General features: G+C 69.7%; 15 protein-coding genes. 9 read left to right on the top strand and 6 right to left on the bottom strand.

The genetic code is table 11. The annotated features are described in order from the left end of the window. The first annotated feature begins 48 nt into the window (after positions 1-48). From OHA68_RS41140 to OHA68_RS41130, 3 genes are read left to right on the top strand one after another with little or no spacing between them, the layout of a single operon-like run. Positions 49-1,032 carry an ABC transporter substrate-binding protein gene (locus tag OHA68_RS41140; RefSeq protein ID WP_327105063.1) on the top strand — a complete coding sequence of 328 codons (984 nt, stop codon included), beginning with the start codon at positions 49-51 and terminating at the stop codon, positions 1,030-1,032. Continuing rightward, positions 1,029-2,651, top strand: coding sequence for a sugar ABC transporter ATP-binding protein (locus OHA68_RS41135; RefSeq protein ID WP_327105062.1), 1,623 nt, complete (start codon positions 1,029-1,031; stop codon positions 2,649-2,651). Before OHA68_RS41140 ends, OHA68_RS41135 begins: the two co-directional genes overlap by 4 nt. Next, positions 2,644-3,732, top strand: a complete 1,089-nt coding sequence (locus OHA68_RS41130) for an ABC transporter permease (protein WP_327105061.1) — start codon at positions 2,644-2,646, stop codon at positions 3,730-3,732. Before OHA68_RS41135 ends, OHA68_RS41130 begins: the two co-directional genes overlap by 8 nt. A gap of 42 nt (positions 3,733-3,774) precedes the next feature. On the opposite strand, the gene fmdA is transcribed toward OHA68_RS41130, so the two are convergent. The 5 genes from fmdA to OHA68_RS41105 form a co-directional block, all read right to left on the bottom strand. Further along, positions 3,775-5,031 carry a formamidase gene (gene fmdA / locus OHA68_RS41125; RefSeq protein ID WP_327105060.1) on the bottom strand — a complete coding sequence of 419 codons (1,257 nt, stop codon included), beginning with the start codon at positions 5,029-5,031 and terminating at the stop codon, positions 3,775-3,777. Positions 5,032-5,059: 28 nt separating this feature from the next. Further along, entirely contained in the window at positions 5,060-5,341 is a 282-nt protein-coding gene (locus tag OHA68_RS41120) for a zinc ribbon domain-containing protein (protein ID WP_327105059.1), read from the bottom strand. A gap of 208 nt (positions 5,342-5,549) precedes the next feature. Continuing rightward, positions 5,550-6,122: a TIGR03086 family metal-binding protein gene (locus OHA68_RS41115; RefSeq protein ID WP_327105058.1), complete on the bottom strand. Its 573-nt coding sequence runs from the start codon at positions 6,120-6,122 to the stop codon at positions 5,550-5,552. A 77-nt stretch (positions 6,123-6,199) separates the two neighbouring features. Next, positions 6,200-7,168 carry an aldo/keto reductase gene (locus OHA68_RS41110; protein ID WP_327105057.1) on the bottom strand — a complete coding sequence of 323 codons (969 nt, stop codon included), beginning with the start codon at positions 7,166-7,168 and terminating at the stop codon, positions 6,200-6,202. A 35-nt stretch (positions 7,169-7,203) separates the two neighbouring features. Continuing rightward, complete coding sequence (locus OHA68_RS41105; protein WP_189143420.1) at positions 7,204-8,241, bottom strand: zinc-dependent alcohol dehydrogenase family protein; 1,038 nt, start codon at positions 8,239-8,241, stop codon at positions 7,204-7,206. Positions 8,242-8,313: 72 nt separating this feature from the next. Between OHA68_RS41105 and OHA68_RS41100 the strand changes: the two genes are divergently transcribed. The 5 genes from OHA68_RS41100 (at position 8,314) to OHA68_RS41080 (ending at position 15,294) form a co-directional block, all read left to right on the top strand. Next, a complete protein-coding gene (locus tag OHA68_RS41100) occupies positions 8,314-8,964 on the top strand; it encodes an IS607 family transposase (RefSeq protein ID WP_327105056.1) in 651 nt (216 codons plus the stop codon). A gap of 61 nt (positions 8,965-9,025) precedes the next feature. After that, entirely contained in the window at positions 9,026-10,948 is a 1,923-nt protein-coding gene (locus OHA68_RS41095) for a zinc ribbon domain-containing protein (protein WP_327105055.1), read from the top strand. A gap of 213 nt (positions 10,949-11,161) precedes the next feature. Continuing rightward, positions 11,162-12,481, top strand: a complete 1,320-nt coding sequence (locus OHA68_RS41090; RefSeq protein WP_327105054.1) for a glutamate--cysteine ligase — start codon at positions 11,162-11,164, stop codon at positions 12,479-12,481. Positions 12,482-12,548: 67 nt separating this feature from the next. Continuing rightward, complete coding sequence (locus tag OHA68_RS41085; RefSeq protein ID WP_327105053.1) at positions 12,549-13,571, top strand: hypothetical protein; 1,023 nt, start codon at positions 12,549-12,551, stop codon at positions 13,569-13,571. A gap of 37 nt (positions 13,572-13,608) precedes the next feature. Beyond that, entirely contained in the window at positions 13,609-15,294 is a 1,686-nt protein-coding gene (locus OHA68_RS41080; protein ID WP_327105052.1) for an acyl-CoA dehydrogenase family protein, read from the top strand. A gap of 116 nt (positions 15,295-15,410) precedes the next feature. Here OHA68_RS41080 and OHA68_RS41075 read toward each other — a convergent pair whose 3' ends face one another. After that, positions 15,411-16,265 (bottom strand): LysR family substrate-binding domain-containing protein, encoded by an 855-nt coding sequence (locus tag OHA68_RS41075; protein WP_327105051.1) that lies wholly within the window; start codon positions 16,263-16,265, stop codon positions 15,411-15,413. A gap of 55 nt (positions 16,266-16,320) precedes the next feature. Here OHA68_RS41075 and OHA68_RS41070 point away from each other — a divergent pair, with 55 nt between their 5' ends. After that, positions 16,321-16,692, top strand: coding sequence for a DUF5997 family protein (locus OHA68_RS41070; protein WP_327105050.1), 372 nt, complete (start codon positions 16,321-16,323; stop codon positions 16,690-16,692). Positions 16,693-16,701 lie beyond the last annotated feature (9 nt).

The following is a 16,701-nucleotide window of genomic DNA, read 5'->3' as shown; positions in this document are numbered from 1 at the left end:
CGTTCTCGTATCGTCTTCTCACTCTCACTGGTCGCAGCCATCGCGCTGGTGGCGCTGGTGATCGGAGTAGTGGCGGGCCGGGCGACGAGTTCGGGCGGACAGGCGACGGGTGGCGGCTCGGGCGGGGCGGCGAGCGGCAAGAAGATCGACGTGATCATCAAGGCGAGTGACTCCTCGTTCTGGCAGACGATGATCGCCGGGGCGAAGCAGTCGGGCGGGGACTTCGGTCTCAACGTGAGCACCTTCGGCCCGACGTCCGAGACGAACATCGACCAGCAGGTGCAACTGGTGGAGAACTCCATCTCCAGGGGCGTTGACGGGCTGGTCATCGCACCCAACTCCTCCAGCGCCCTGAACTCGGCGATCGACCGGGCGCGCAAGGCGGGTCTCAAGGTCATCACCGTGGACAGTCGCGTGACCACCGCCTCGGAGGGGTTCATCGGCACCGACAACGTCAAGGCCGGGACGCAGGCGGCCAAGCGCATGTGCGAGCTGCTCAAGGCGCAGAACAAGACGAGCGGCAGTGTCATGATCGAATCTTCTGTGGCCGGCATCCAGTCGCTCGTCGATCGGGACACCGGCTTCAAGCAGGGCCTCGCGAACAACTGCCCACAGGTCAAGGTGGCGCTGCAGCGCTTCAACAACAATGACATCAACACCGCGGCGTCGCAGGTCAACGATGCGCTGACCGCCAACCCGAACCTGGCGGGGGTGTTCGCCGGCAACAACACCTCAGGTGTCGGCGCGGCCCGGGCGATCCAGGACAACCACGCCGCCGCGACCGTCACCGTCGTAGCGTTCGACTCCGACCCGCAGGAGAACGCCGCGCTTAGCGCCGGCACCATCGACGCGCTGGTGGTGCAGAACCCCTACTTCTTCGGTTACCAGGGTGTTCTGGCGGCCGGAATGGCCACGGTCGACCGCATTCCTCCGCGTGACATCGATCCCGGGGCGGTCGTGGCCGACAAGAAGAACATGATGGAGCCCGATGTGAAGCAGCTACTGAACCCGCCGACGATGAAGACGGAATGATGGTCCATCCAGTCGTCGAACTGCACGGCGTATCCAAGGCTTTCGGCCCTGTCCAGGCGCTCAGCGACGTCTCGCTCCGCCTGATCCCCGGCCAGGTCAACTGCCTCGCCGGGGAGAACGGCGCGGGGAAGTCGACCCTGATCCGGGTGCTGACGGGCGCGCTGCGCCGGGACAGCGGCGGCTACGAGATCGACGGCCGGCCGGTCACCGCACCGACCCCCGCTTCGGTGCGCGCGGCCGGCGTTCAGGCCGTCTACCAGGAGCTCAGCCTGCTGCCCCACCTGTCGGTCGCGGAGAACCTGTTCATGGGCCGCCTTCCGGCGCGCACTGGGATCATCGCCAGGAGCCGGCTGCAGACCCGCGCCAGGAAGGCCCTCGACGAGGTCGGCCTGACGGATCTCAGCCCGCAGACGATCGTGGAACGGCTCCCTGCGGCGACACGCCAGCTCGTGGAGATCGCCAAGGTGCTGACCGCGGACTCCGTCAAGGTGATCGTCTTCGACGAGCCGACCACGGCGCTTACCGAGGCGGAGTCGGAGCGACTTCTCCAGCACATCCTGCGGCTGCGCGAGCGCGGTATAGCGATGCTCTACGTGACCCACCGGCTGGAGGAGATGTTCGAGATCGGCGACTGGGTGACCGTCCTGCGGGACGGGGGGCTGTCCGAGGACGGGCCGATCAGTGACTACAACGAGGACCGGCTGATCACCGCGATGGTCGGCCGGGAGATCAGCTCTCTCTATCCGGAGACCCACCGGCACGCGGGAACGCCCGCCCTGCGTGTCCGGGGACTGCGCCGGTTCGACCGCTCGCCGAGCATCGACCTCCACGTCGGAGCCGGCGAGATCCTCGGCATCGGAGGGCTGCTGGGGGCGGGACGGAGCGGGTTGCTGCTGTCCATCTTCGGCGCCGCTCCCATCGTGGCCGGTCAGGTGGAGGTCGGGGGCAAGCCGGTGAAGCCGTCCGGACCGCGCGCGATGATGAACGCCGGGGTAGGGCTCCTCACCGAGGACCGCAAGGTGCTGGGACTGTTGCCGGAGCTGTCGATCCGGGAGAACGTCACCATCGCGAGCCTGCGCAGCGGCTCTCGCCATGGTCTCCTGCCCGGCCGCGAACAGGTCGAGGAGGCGGACCGGCTGCTCGACAGCCTGCGGCTGCGTGCCGGATCCTACGACCAGCCGGTGTCGACGCTGTCCGGCGGCAACCAGCAGAAAGTGCTGCTCGCCCGATGGCTGCTCACCAAGCCGAAGGTCCTGATGTTCGACGAGCCCACGAAGGGCATCGACGTCGGGGCCAAGGGCGAGCTCTACACCGTCATCGGTGACCTGGCGGCGAGCGGACTGGGGATCATCGTGGTCTCGTCGTACCTTCCGGAGCTGCTGGGACTCGCCGATCGCATTCTCGTGCTGCGCGACGGGGCGGTCGCGGGCGAGCTTCCCGGATCCGCCACCGAGGAGGACGTGCTCCGCCTGGCGAGTGGCGGCGGAGGTGCCGAGCTCCCGGCCGCCGAAGACGAGAGTCCGGACGGCTCTCCATCGCTCTCGGACCAGGGCCCGGCGCCTCGGAGCGCGCCCCCGCCCACGCCGGACGACCCAGGAGGGGTGAGCCGAGATGCCTAAGCTGATCTGGCGCGAGCCGATCGAGACCACGACGATCACCAACCGGCCGCCCGGCGGCGAAGCAGACGACACGGCGGCACCGAAGACGGAGCCGAAGCCCAGCCAGGCGCCCGAGCCGAGGCGACGGGTCATCACGCTGGGAGACATCGCCGGACGCGAGAGCGGCGGCCTCGTCGTGCTGCTCGTGGCGATCGGCGCCCTCACGCTCGCCAGCGACGAGTTTCTCACCGCCAACAATCTGTCCAATCTCGCCCGTCAGGTCGCCATCTTCGGGATCATCGCGGTCGGCCAGCTCCTGGTCATCCTGACAGCCGGGATCGACCTGTCGGTCGGGTCGATCCTCGGGCTGTCGGGCGCCTCCACCGCGCAGCTTCTGGTCGCAGGCGCGCCGATCCTTGCGTCGATCCTGCTCGGAGTGGGGATCGGCACCGGGCTCGGGTTGGTCAACGGACTGTTGGTGACCCGGGCCCTGCTACCGCCGTTCATCGCGACCCTGGGCATGCTCGGCATCGCCCGCGGGATGGTCCTGGTCAGTACCGACGCTCAGACCATTCAGGGCATACCGGACGCATTCCAGGACATCGCCAACGGCACGATCCTGGGAATCCCGAACCTGCTCATCATCGCCGCCGTGGTCACCGCCGTGATGTGGTTCGTGCTCACCCGGACCGTGTTCGGCCGCTACATCTACGCCGTCGGCTCGAACCCGGAATCGGCCCGCCTCGCGGGCGTCCCCGTCCGCATGGTGACGATCTCGGTCTACATGATCTCGGGCCTGCTCGCCGGTCTCGGCGGGGTGCTGCTCACCTCCCGCCTCGGAGCGGGCATCCCCACCGCGGGCACCGGCTTCGAGCTCAGCGCGATCGCCGCCTGCGTCATCGGCGGCGCCAGCCTTTTCGGCGCGAGGGGCAGCGCGATCGGCGCCGCCACCGGAGCGCTGATCATGGGCGTACTCAACAACGGCGGCAACCTCCTGGCGATCAACGCTTTCTACCTCCAGATCGCCATCGGCGTGCTCATCCTCGTCGCGGTCGGATTCGACCAGCTGAACACTCGGCGGTCGGCCGCCAGCGGCGGTTGACGGCGGCCGCCGGTGGCCTCCAGTCGAAAGCCGGTCAGCGGTTCAGCTGAAGCTGGCGTGCGGGGCGCTGGTGCCCTGGGGCACGCGGGTCGGGCCGGACGCGCTGGGCCGGATGTCGAAGTCGAAGATCGCGGTCGGCAGGTAGACGGTGGCGCAGGAGTTGGGGATGTCCACCACGCCCGACAGCCGGCCTTCGATCGGCGCGGCCCCGAGCAGCAGATATGCCTGCTCACGGCTGTAACCGAACGTCGTCAGGTAGTCGATCGCGTGCAGGCAGGCCCGCTGGTAGGACAGCTGCGAGTCGAGATAGCGCTGCTCGCCGTCCAGCGTGACGGACGTCCCGGAGAACGCGAGCCACTCGCTGTACTGGGGCGGGACACGGCCCGGCATGAAGATGGTGTTCTCGCCGACCCCGTACGTCTCCATGCCCCCCTTGATGAGGTCGACGTGCAGGTCGATGAAGCCGCCCATCTCGATGGCCCCGCAGAAGGTGATCTCGCCGTCGCCCTGCGAGAAGTGCAGGTCGCCGACCGACAGGTTCGCGCCGGGCACGAACACCGGGTAGAAGACGCGGGACCCCTTGGTGAAGTTCTTGATGTCCTGGTTGCCGCCGTTCTCCCGGGGTGGTGCCGTTCGGGCGGCTTCGCCGGCGACCCGGTCGAACTCGGACGAGGGCACCGACCCGAGGATCGCGTCCTGAGGCTCCGGGGGCAGGGCCAGCGGCGGCACCCGGTGCGGAGCGGTGGCGATCAACGCCCCCTCCCGGGTGTTCCATTTCGCCAGCAGCTCCGCCGACGGGGCGGTGCCCATGAGGCCAGGGTGGACGATGCCGGTGAACGACACCGCCGGGATGTGGCGCGACGTAGCGTCCTGACCGGAGAAGTCCCAGATCGCCTTGTAGGCGTCGGGGAACTGTTCGGTGAGGAACCCGCCGCCGTTCTTGGTGGGGAAGATTCCGGTGTAGCCCCAGCCCTGGCCGGCCAGCGGGCCGCTGTCCTCCTGCGGGATGGCCCCCAGGTCGAGGATGTCGACGATCAGCAAGTCGCCCGGCTCGGCCCCCGCGACCGAGAACGGGCCGCTGAGCGCGTGCACCGTCTTCAGCGGGGCGTCACGGATGTCCTCGGCGGAGTCGTCGTTGTGGATCGCGCCGTCGAACCACTCCCGGCAGTGGACCCGGAAGCTGTCGCCCGGTTTGACGTGGGCCACCGGCGGGATCTCGGGATGCCAACGGTTGTGACCGACCTTGGCCTGGTCGGTGAATCTCTTGGTCGAGTCGAGCGGGAAGATCAGCTCTGGCACGGCTGGATTCCTTTCAGCGCGGGAACGGTCACGGGCGCGGCAGGCGTCGGGTGGCGGGATGGGCGGCCACCACGCCCGTGCCGCGGCGTCGCGGCAGGGAGGTGACGACCTCGGGCTCGGCGGCGCTGCGCTCCGCGCGCTGCAACTGAGCCGACACGGCGGCCGGAGTGCGCGCCAGCATGGGTGTCGAGAACACCCGGACCGAGGTCGCGCCGCAGTCCGGGCACGGCACCGCGGCAGTTGCGGTGCCGATCGGAAAAGCGACCTCGATGTCGGAGCAGTGCGGACAGCGATAGCCATATATCGCCATAGAGAGCGCCCTTCGCGCGAGTTTGGACGAAGCCTCCCCCGGCTCAGGGCCTCTCTATCGACGCGACCTCGGGAAACAGCCGCAGAGCCGGATACCTATGCACCGTAACGCGTGCATGAACTGCGCTCTATCTCACTTGTCCCATATTGCTCGCAGAGTAAGACAGATCGCATAGGCCCCCGGCAAAACAGATGTAACTCTCCAGGGTTCAGCGCCCTGACCAGAACGGGTCCCGGCCGATGAACCCGAGCAGCCTGGTCTGGGCGTCCGCATCGCCGGGCACCTCGACCGGCGCGCCGTACTGGCCGGAAGAGCGGATGGCCTGCTCCATCAGCTCCATCTGCCCGAGGAGCCGGGCGCAGAAGCCGGGGTCCAGCCGGTCGTCCTGGCCGGTGGCCCGGGAGAGATCCCAGGTGTGCATGAACACGTCAGCGGTGTAGAACCGGTCGATCGCGGCCTCCACCGGCAGGGTGCCGACGTGCCGGTTGACGAACTGCCGGTGCGCCGTCTCCGGGGTGTCCAGCAGCGCCTGCACCCCGTCGCAGTGCACCTGCCACGCCGCGACCGGGTCCTCGTCCACCGAGGGTCCGTGGGGCAGTTCGAGGTCGGCGCCGGAGGCGAGGAACCCGGGGAGCCATTCGGTCAGGTGACGTACGACGTCGCGGGCGTTCCAGCCGTCGACAGGGGCGGGCGCGTCCCAGGACCGCGTACCGCGAACCCGGTCCGTGAACAGCCCGGCGACCTGCCGGTGCCGCTCGGAAGGGCGGTCGGACAGTGCCATCGATGAGCATCCTCTCCAGCTTCGGGTACCCCCCCGAGTCCTCGTGGGAGCGGCGCGCCGCCCCCACGAGAAAGATCTTAGAACCGCACCTCACGAGCCGTGTACGGCTCCGCCAGCGAAGCGAGCTCCTTCTCCGAGAGCCGCACCCCCACAGCCGCCACCGCGTCGTCCACGTGCCGATCCTTGGTCGCCCCCACGATCGGCGCCGTGACGGCCGACTGGTGGAGCAGCCAGGCCAGCGCGATCTGGGCGGCGGGCAGCTCCCGCGCACGGGCGAGCTCCGCCACCCGGTCCACGATCAGCCGGTCGTTGGCGGGCTCGTACAGGAAGTCGATCCGCTCGTCCGACCCCGTCCTCGCCGTGGCGGCGTCGGACCCGGCGCGGGCGAGCACCCCGCGCGCCAGCGGGCTCCACGGGATCACGCCCACCCCCTGGTCCGCGCAGAGGGGCAGCATCTCGCGCTCCTCCTCGCGGTAGAGCAGGTTGTAGTGGTTCTGCATGGACACGAACTTGGTCCACCCGTGGCGCTCGGCGACCTGCTGCGCCTTGGCGAACTGCCACGCCCACATGGTCGACGCGCCGATATAGCGCGCCTTGCCCGCCTTGACGACCTCGTGCAGCGCCTCCATCGTCTCCTCGATCGGCGTCTCGGGGTCCCACCGGTGGATCTGGTAGAGGTCCACGTGGTCGGTGCCGAGCCGCCGCAGCGAGTCGTCGATCGCGGTGTGGATGTGCTTGCGGGACAGGCCGCGATCGTTGCGCCCCTTGCCCATCGGGAAGAACACCTTGGTGGCGAGCACATAGTCGGAGCGGCGGGGGAAGATCCGGCGCAGCACGTTGCCGGTGACGGTCTCGCTGGCCCCGGAGCTGTAGACGTCGGCGGTGTCGAAGAAGGTGACGCCGCCGTCGGCCGCCCGCCGGATGATGGGCTCGGCCTGGTCCTCCGGCAGCGCCCACTCCTGCCTGGCCGGATCGCCGAAGCTCATCATCCCCAAGCAGATCCGCGAGACGTGCAATCCGCTGTCACCCAGTCGCGTGTAGTCCATGCCGCCCACCATATGACCGGGAAAAGAGCGGGGTCTCAGCGGGGATACGGTGGAGTGATCATGGTGACGCCCGGCACCGAGCCGATCGCCATCAGGGCCTTGCCGGCGTCGGCGAGGCCGATGGTCCTGGTGACGAGCTGGTCCGGGTGCAGCAGCCCGGCCCTGATCATCTCCATCATCGGCGGGTACGCGTGCGCCGCCATCCCATGGCTGCCCAGCAGCCGCAGCTCCAGCGCGACCACCCGGTCCATCGGCACCGGCGTCGCCCCGCCCGGCAGCAGGCCGACCTGCACGTGCCGGCCGCGCCGGCGCAGGCTCTCCACCGAGGCGGCGCAGGTCTGCGGGCTGCCCAGAGCGTCGATCGAGGTGTGCGCGCCGCCCCTGGTCAGCTCCCTGACCTGGGCGGCGGCGTCGCCCGCCGAGCCGTCGACGAAGTGCGTGGCGCCCGCCTCCTCGGCCAGGTGCAGCGCGTCGGTGCTGATGTCCACGGCCACCACCCGCGCCCCCGCCGCACTCGCGATCATGATCGCGGACAGGCCCACACCCCCACAGCCGTGTACGGCCACCCACTCGCCCGGCGCCACCCGGCCGACCTGCGAGACCGCGCGGAAGGCGGTGGCGAAGCGGCAGCCGAGGCCGGCCGCGGTGACGTACGACATGTCCTCGGGGAGCGGGATGAGGTTGACGTCGGCGTGGTCGATCGCCACCAGCTCGGCGTAGGAGCCCCAATGGGTGAAGCCGGGCTGCGTCTGGCGCTCGCACACCTGCTGCTCGCCGGCGGCGCAGGCCGTACAGGATCCGCAGGCGCAGACGAACGGGACCGTCACCCGCGCGCCGGGCAGCCACCCGCGCACGTCGGAGCCGACCGCTTCGACGACGCCCGCCAGCTCGTGGCCCGGGACGTGCGGCAGGACCCGGATGTCGGGGTCGTGCCCCTGCCAGGCGTGCCAGTCGCTGCGGCACAGCCCTGTCGCCTCGACCCTGATGATCGCGCCATGTGGGGCGGGGGACGGGTCGGGCAGCTCGCGCACGTCGAGCTCTCCACCGAAGATGTCAAAGGCAACCGCTCGCATCTCATGAGCTTAAGGTAAGAACAGCTGGTTGGTTTGGTTAAGCAAACCATTGTTTAACGTTATGATCCCTGCATGGCTCTGTTGAGATTGTCTCCGGCGGCGAAGCGTCTTGGGGTGCACCCGATGACGTTGCGCCGGTGGGCGATCGAGGGGCGTGTTCCGTTTCGGATGGTGGGCGACCAGCGGCCGGAGCGTCGGTTCGACGAGCGGGACCTGGACGCGTTCGCCGGGGTGTTGTCGTCGGAGCGGAATCGGGTCGAGGTCGCGTATGTGCGAGTGTCGGGGGTGTCGGGACAAGAATCATCGCTGACGGCCCAAGCCGAGGAACTCGCGCGGACCAGCGTGTCGGGGATCGTTGGCGTGTATTCGGATAAGGCCAGTGGGTTGCGGGAGAACCGGCCTGGGTTGACGAAGCTGCTCAAGGATGCCGCCGCCGGGAAGTTCACCGTGGTCCGTGTCACCCACGAGGACCGGCTGGCCCGGTTCGGCGTCGGCTGGATCACGATGCTGCTTGCCGATCGGGGCGTCACCGTGGAGGTTGTCCACGCCAAGGGCGGAGCCGGGGGCGTGGAGGAACTTCTCGCGGATTTCATGTCGCTGGTGGCGACGTTCGCGGGACGGATGTACGGGATCCGGTCGAAACAAGCGCGGCAGCGGCTGCTGGAGACGGCGTCGGCGAACACCATCGGGGACGGGGGCACCCGCAGGGATGGGGGTCGGTAAGCAGATCGCGACGGCGACGTGTACCGCCTATCGGGCCATCGTAGAGAAGACCGGTGCGGTCGTGCCCACAGAGATGGTGGTGGCGCGGGTGGGCTGGTTGACCGGGCTCACGCAGGCGCTCGCCGCGGCGGTGATCGCGGAACGCTGGACGGAGAAGGCGCTCGATGAGCTCGCGGGTGGGGTCGGGCCGGACGGGCGGAATCTTCCCGTCAAGGGCTATAAGGCGCTGCGCCGGTTGGGCTGGGGCAGCATGGGTGAGCCGGGCGTGTACGTCTCGGATCGGGTGAGGTGCTGCGCGGATGAGGAGGCGGCCCGCGCGTTGCGGCTGGCTCTGCACCGCAGGACGATCATTGAGGCGATCCTCCGAACTTGGCCGGAGAACTCACGCAAACGCACCGACGCCGAATGGGCGGCATTGCGCGAGGCGCTCCCGGCGGATGTGCCGGTGGCGGAGATCCGCCACCGGACCCGGCAAGTTCAGGCGATCAGTGATGCCGGGGGCCCGTTCCCGGCAGGGATCACCGAGGCAGAGGATGCGCCGTTCAACGCGGCGCAGATCGTACTCGCCGCCGCGGACAAGCAGTTGATCACGGTGGCGCGGACGTGGGAGCGCACGGTCGAGTTGCGGGTCCAGCTTCCCCTTCTCGAACGCCCGGCCTCGACGAGGGACTGGGCGTGGCATGTCCTGCCGGTCAACCTGCCTCGCAACGTGCCCGGCGACGCGCTGAAGATCTGTGTCCCCACGCTGCGGGTGAACAACAACCAGGTGCGTGTGGATCTGCCGTTCGAAATCGAGATTCCGTTCGCTCCCGCGTCCGGGCATATCATCGCCGCTGGGTTCGACTGGGGCCTCAACACGCTGCTGTCCGCCACAATCGGGCGGCTCACCCCGCAGGGCCGGGTCGAGAGCGACGGGCGGCCGCTGTCCTATGACGCGAGCGTGGTCTCGGCGAAGCTGCACCGCCTGCGTGGTCACCGGGAGGACCTGGCCGCCAAGCGGCGCCACTATGACAAGCTGCTCACCGGGCTCGCCGATGATGATGTGCGCAAGCCGGAGCTCCTCGCCTCGCGCGATCGCACGGACGTCGAACACCGGCGGGTGTGCGCGCGGATCCGGCACCTGAACGACGCGCTGGCCTGGAACGCCGCCCGGTGGGCCGTGGATCAGGCCAGCGCGGTCGGCGCGACCGTCATCTACCTTGAAGATCTCGCCACCTTGGAAGCACGCGGTCATCGCCGGGGGAACGCGAGGCTGTCGGGGCAGGTGCGAGGCAGGGTGGTGGACGCGATCGGGCATCTCGCGGCGAAGGCGAAGATCGCGGTCGTGACCGTGCCCGCGCGCGGGACGTCGAAGTTCTGTCCCCGCTGCGGGGACGGCAAGAGCGCGCTCATGCACGTGCTCGCCCCCGACCGGCTCACCCGGCGCGGCTGGAAGTGGGCGTACTGCCCGGCCTGTGGCCTGTCGTGTGACCGGGACCGGGCCGCCGCCGAACGCATCGTCTCCCGGGGCCTGCTCGGGCAGAAGGCCACGTTCACGGACCGCAAGACCGGTAAGCGGGCCATCCGGGCCATCGTGGACGGCAACGTCACCCGTGTCCGCCGGGCCAAGAAGGCGACCCGCGCCATCCGCCGCGCCCGCAGGTCGGGCACCGACCTGCACCCTAGACCCGAAAGCCGTACCAGCAGGGCCAAGACCGGCCCCACCCGCAAACGCCAGACCCGGGTGAAGAAGATGACCGCCAGCCAGATGCCCGACCGGCGTCCGGTGCCCGCCCCCATCCTCACGGTGGGAAACCGTCCGGCGGGCCAAGCACCCCAGACGAACCGGCGCAAGCCGGGGCGTACAGGTCTTGTACGGGATTTCCACCACCGGACCGGCTTCCACAAAGTGAAAGCCAGCCCCGTACTCCTCCTTGCCGAGTACGGAACTGGCTCCCGCCACGCCACGCCACCCGGAACACTCAACCCACACGGGCTTGGGTAAGTACAGGAAACCTCAGAACGGTCAATCGCCGCAGCTCACGCAAGGCCTGGTGGGAGAGGGAGCCAGGCTCGGTGGTGCAGAGGGTCAGGCGCAGGTCGTAGGTGTCAAAGCCGCTCCTCAGGACAGAGAGGGGGGATGGGACAGGATCTAGATAAAGCGCGGTTTTCTGAGACAGAGTTTTTCCAATTCGGAGAGCGGCTCCAGGAGCAGCTCGTGGTGTTGCGGGCGTTGCTCGACCGGCCAGGCTTCGGCGAGGGGCCGGTGACCATCGGGGCCGAGCTGGAGCTGTTCCTCGTGGACGAGGCGGGCCGGCCGCTGCCGCGCAACGCCGAGGTGCGCGCGGCGCTCGACGACCCACGTGTGGTGCTGGAGCTGGGCCGCTACAACCTGGAGGTGAACCTCACCCCGCTGCCGCTGGCCGGGCCGTCCTTCGAACGGCTCGGCGCGGAGATCCAGGAGACCCTCCGCAAGGTGGACGCGGCCGTCGAAGGGGGCGGGGCGCTGCCCATCGGGATCCTGCCGACGTTGAACACCGAGGACTTCACCGCCGACGCCATCAGCGACGAGAACCGCTACGAGGCGCTGAGCAGGGGCATCCGGCGGTTGCGGCTGGAGCCGTTCCTGGTCAAGATCGACGACCTGGAGCTCTCGGTGCAGAACGTGATCCTGGAGAGCGCCAACACCTCCTGGCAGGTGCACCTGCGCACCCCGCCGGACCGGTTCGCCCGGCTGTTCAACGCCGCCCAGCTGGCCATCGGCCCGGTCCTGGCCGTCTGCGGGAACTCGCCGCTGTTCCTCGGCAGGACGCTGTGGGAGGAGACCAGGATCGCGCTGTTCGAGGAGGCCGCCGACGACCGGGACGTGGAGCGGCTCTACCGCAAGGACGGCCGCGTCACCTTCGGCTCCGACTGGGTGCACGAGGGCGCGTACGAGATCTTCGAGAGGTACGTGAACGACTACGACCCGGTCGTGCCCGATCTCAGCGACGACGGCGCGCCGGGCGACGTGCCCCAGCTGCGCCTGCACCAGGGCACGATCTGGCAGTGGAACCGGCCTGTCTTCGACCCGGCCGACGGCGGCCACCTGCGCATCGAGATGCGCGCGCTGCCCGCCGGCCCTTCGCACGCGGACATGACGGCCAACACGGCCTTCCTGCTCGGGCTGACCCTGGCGCAGGCGGAGCGCGACCTGACCGGATACCGCTTCGCGGAGGCGTACCAGAACTTCTACCGCGCGGCCATGCACGGGCTGGACGCCAAACTCTCCTGGCCGGGCAAGGACGGCGAGTTCAACGCCGCGGACCTGGTGCTCAGCCTGCTGCCCGAGTCGCGGGCCGCGCTGCTGGCGGCCGGGGTGGCGGCCAAGGACGTGGACGACGCCTTCGACATCATCGAGCAGCGAACTCGGCTGGGACGTACCGGAGCGGTGTGGCAGCGGGAGACACTGGAGGCGTTCGGCGGCGACAGGGAGCGGCTGGTGCGGCGCTATCGCGAACTAGCGCTGTCCGGATTGCCAGTCCACATGTGGCCATAATGCGCAACCATCACGGGATTTCGCTCGTCTGACTCAGTCAGAGGGACGAAATGACTGGGGGCAACACATGGTTCCGACCGACAAGGCGCCTTTCACTTTACGGCGGGCGACGGGCACGCTCGCCGAGGGGGCGGCGAAGCTGGCCGGCGAGATCAAACCCGCTACGGTGCAGACCGTGCTGGCCGACGCCAACAGGAAGGCGGTGCGCAAGGGGGCGGCCGCGGCGTTCGGCGCGATGCGCCCGCCTTCCATGTGGTACGCCTTCGACCGCGGCGACCAGGACACCACCGACTGGTATCCCCAGGGGCTCACCTGCGGCGAGGACTCCGGCACCATCGACGCGTCGGTCTTCTTCGTCACCTGGTACTTCCGGCCGCAGGCGGGGGAGCGGGGGATCAGGATCTCCTTCCTCAGCCCGCAGACCCTGAAGTACCGCCACGCGCTGCTCGTCGAGGCCAAGCCCGACGGCTCCTACCTGCCGATCAACATCCACGCCGGCGGCGTCGTCTGCTACGGCGATCGGCTGTACGTGGCCGACACCACCAGAGGACTGCGGGTCTTCGACCTGACCAAGGTGCTCGATTTACGGTCCGTCCAGAGCGATCTGGGCGATCCCGAGCGGATCGGCCGGCACCAGGGCAAACTCCACGCCTTCGGCTACCGGTACGTGCTTCCCCAGACGGACTCCTGGCGGCTCGCCACGACCGGCGCCCGCTTCTCCTTCGTCGGTGTCGACCGCACCACCACGCCGCACACGCTGATCTCCGGCGAGTACGTCGAGGACGCCACCACCGGCCGCGTCGCCCGGTGGAACCTGGAGCTGGACGGCGTGCCCAGGGACGCCTACGTGCTGGGCCACCGGAAGATCCAGGGGGCGGTCTCCCGGGGCGGCAAGTGGTACCTCAGCCAGGCGGCGAGCAGCACCGCCAACGGCAAACTGCTCGTCGACTCCGGCAGCGCGGTCGAGACGCGGCCGTTCCCGGTCGGGCCGGAGGACCTGACCGCCCGGGGGAGCAAGGTGTGGAGCGTCACCGAGTTCCCGAACAGAAGGGTGATCTTCGGCGTCAACTTCGTCGGAGCAGGGGCGTGACTCGCCGCCCGGCCGGTCCCATGTAACACTCCGGACCATGGGCCGTTATCTCATCGAACCGTTCGACCGCAGCGACCGTTACGCCACCGAGCGCTACCAGGGGGCCGCCGGACGCAACTGGTGGCGCTGCGACCCGTCGTTGCGCCTGCTCATGCGCCGCCACCTCGGTGACGGCTACACCTGGGCCGAGCCGCACCTCGACCGGCTGGGCGGCCTGACGGGCGGGCTGATCGCCGCATGCGCGGAGCAGACCGACGCCAACCCGCCCCGACTTGAGAAGTACGACAAATGGGGGCGCGACGTCAGCCAGGTCGTCATGCCGCCGTCGTTCCACACCGCCAGGCAGGCGCTCATGGCCGACAACTTCACCTCACCGGCCTTCGCCGAACAGGCCCGCGCCCACGGCGCCGACCCCAGCGCACTCAGCGCCGCCTGGACGTACCTGCTCGACCAGGCCGACATCGGCATGGGCTGCGCGCTCGGCACCGGCGGCGACATGGTCGTCTCGCTCACCGAGCGGTACGCGCCCGACGACGTCAAGGAGCGGGTCCGGGAGATCTTCGCCGACGGCGACTACTCCGGCGAGGCCGCGCAGATGCTCACCGAGCGGACCGGCGGCTCCGACCTGGCCGCACTGGAGGCGTCGGCCGTCCCCGACGGCGACTCCTGGCTCCTGACCGGCTTCAAGTGGTTCGCCTCCAACGCCAACGGCTCCGCCTTCGTCGTCCTGGCCAGGCACGAAGACTCGGTCGCGCCCTTCCTGGTGCTGTGGGAGCGCCGCGACGGCAGCCGCAACGGGGTGCGGATCAGGCGGCTCAAGGACAAGCTCGGCACCCGCTCCGTGGCCTCCGCCGAGGTCGAGTTCGCCGACGCCGAGGCGTTCCTGCTCGCCGGGCCGGGGTCCGGCTCCGGGCTCGGCGCCATGATGAAGCTCACCAACTCCGCCCGGCTCGGCGTGGCCATGATGGGGCTCGGCGTCGCCCGCCGCGCCCTGGTGGAATCCCTCTGCTACGCCCGCGCCCGCGAGGCGTTCGGCCGGCCGCTGGCCTACCAGCCGCTGATGCGCCGCAAGCTCGCCGAGCTGATCGTCGAGGTCGAGGCCGCGCAGGCACTCGTCTTCGACGGCCACCTCGGCCCCCGCCTGCGCCTCGCCCCCGCACTGGTCAAGCTCCGCACGGCGCGCCTGGGCGTCACCGCGGCGAGCGACGCCATCGAGGTGCACGGCGGCAACGGCTACATCGAGCAGTGGCCCGTCGCCCGGCTGCTGCGCGACGCCCAGGTCAACCCGATCTGGGAGGGCGGCGACAACATCCTCTGCCTGGACGTACGCCGGGCCATGCTCCGCGAGAACGCCCACGAGCCCTTCCTCGCCCGCCTGGAGGCCGCGCTCTCGCAAGCTCCCGCGGGTGACTGGTCCTTGGTACGGGGCCGCGTCGACGACCTGCGCAAGGCGATCACCGCCTGGTCCTCGCTCGACCCGGCCGTGGCCGAGGCCCGGCTGTATCCGCTGGCCCAGTTCATGGCCGACGTGTACGCCGCCGCGCTGCTGGTGGAGCAGGCGGGCTGGGAGGAACGCGCGGGTCACGGCTCCCGCAAGGTCCTGGTCGCCCGCCTCTACGCCGACGCCCACCTGGCCGACCACGGCCCGCTGCGCGGCCTCGACCGGCCCGCCGAAGATCTGGACCACTTCGACGACCTCGCGCGCGGGGCCCTGGACCTCTGATCGGCCCTGGCGGGACAGGGCCGATGTCTTCTGGTGAGGAGTCCGTTCCGCCAGGGCGGATGTCCTTACGGGAGGGGGTGTCCCGTCAGGGCGGCTGATCGTCCGGTCCGGTCCGGTCAGCGAGGCCGGCGGCCCTTCTTGGCGCGGGCGGTCGGCGCCGCCCGGCGTCCGGAGCCGCCCTGGCCCGCTTTCCCGCCTTGGCTTGTCTTCCCGCCCTGGCCCGCTTTGCCGCCCTGGCCCGTTCTCCCGCCCTGGCCTGTCTTCCCGCCCTGGCCCGCTTTCCCGGTCTGGCCTGTCTTCCCGCCCTGGCCCGCTTTCCCGGTCTGCCGCCGGGCAGGCTTCTCCGCAGGCGACGCGGGGGTACGGCCACGCGAGCTGTTCGCCGTACGACCGCGCACGATGCCGATGAAATCCTCCACCAGCTCGGTCGTCTCGTCGGTGAGCCAGGCCAGTGCCACCTGTGACTGCGGCGCGTCCGTCACCGGCCGGTAGGTGAGGTCCCTGCGGTCGTGGAGGCGCGCCAGCGACTGCGGGACCACGAGCAGTCCGGCCCCGGCCGCCACCAGCTGGACCGCGTCCGCAGTCGTGGCCGGACGCTCGAACGCGGGCAGCCCCGGGCGGGCCGTCCACTCGATGACGTCGTCCAGCGGGTGGAACACCTCCTCCTCGGCCAGGTCCGAGAGGCTCACCTCGTCGGCCGCGGTCATCACGTGGTCCTTCGGCACCACGACCACCGTGGTCTCCATGTAGAGAGGAATCACGCTGAGCCCGTCCCGATCGACCGGCAGCCGGACGAATCCGGCGTCGGCGCCTCCGCCGCGCAGCAGCTCCGCCACCTCGGCGGCAGGGGAGGCGACCAGGGTGAGCGGCACCTCGGGCATCCTCTCGGCCCAGACACCGGCCCATTTCGCGGGTGTCACCCCGGGCGCGTACGCCAGCCGGAACACCCTGCCGCTCTCCTCATGAGTCACCCCGTCAGCGTACCGATGTGAAAGGGACCCGTTTCTACTCACTACCCTGGACTCCATGACCTCGCTCAAACCCAAGACGACCCAGACGATGAAGCCCGCGACCGCGGCCAAGAAGCTGGGCATCCTCCTCTCGGCCGCTCCCGCCGAGTTCCAGGAGGGTGTCGTCTCCAGGAGCGAGCTGAACGCGCTGCAGGCGACCCCACCCACCTGGCTCGCCGACCTGCGCCGCAACGGCCCGCACCCCAAGCAGGTCGTTGCCGCCAAACTCGGCGTCTCCGTCTCCGGCCTGATCAGAGGCGGCATCACCAGCCCGCTCACCACCGCCGAGATCGATGCCCTCAAGGCGGAGAATCCCGCGTGGCTGGAGCACGAGCGCACCATCCAGGCCGAAACCCGCAAAGAAGCCCTACGCCTCAAACAGCGCTAGGCGGCAGCT

The organism is Nonomuraea glycinis, from assembly GCF_035920485.1.
Taxonomy (GTDB): Bacteria; Actinomycetota; Actinomycetes; order Streptosporangiales; family Streptosporangiaceae; genus Nonomuraea; species Nonomuraea glycinis.
The sequence above is the reverse complement of the archived record's forward strand: the minus strand, read 5'-3'. Positions and strand labels throughout refer to the sequence as shown.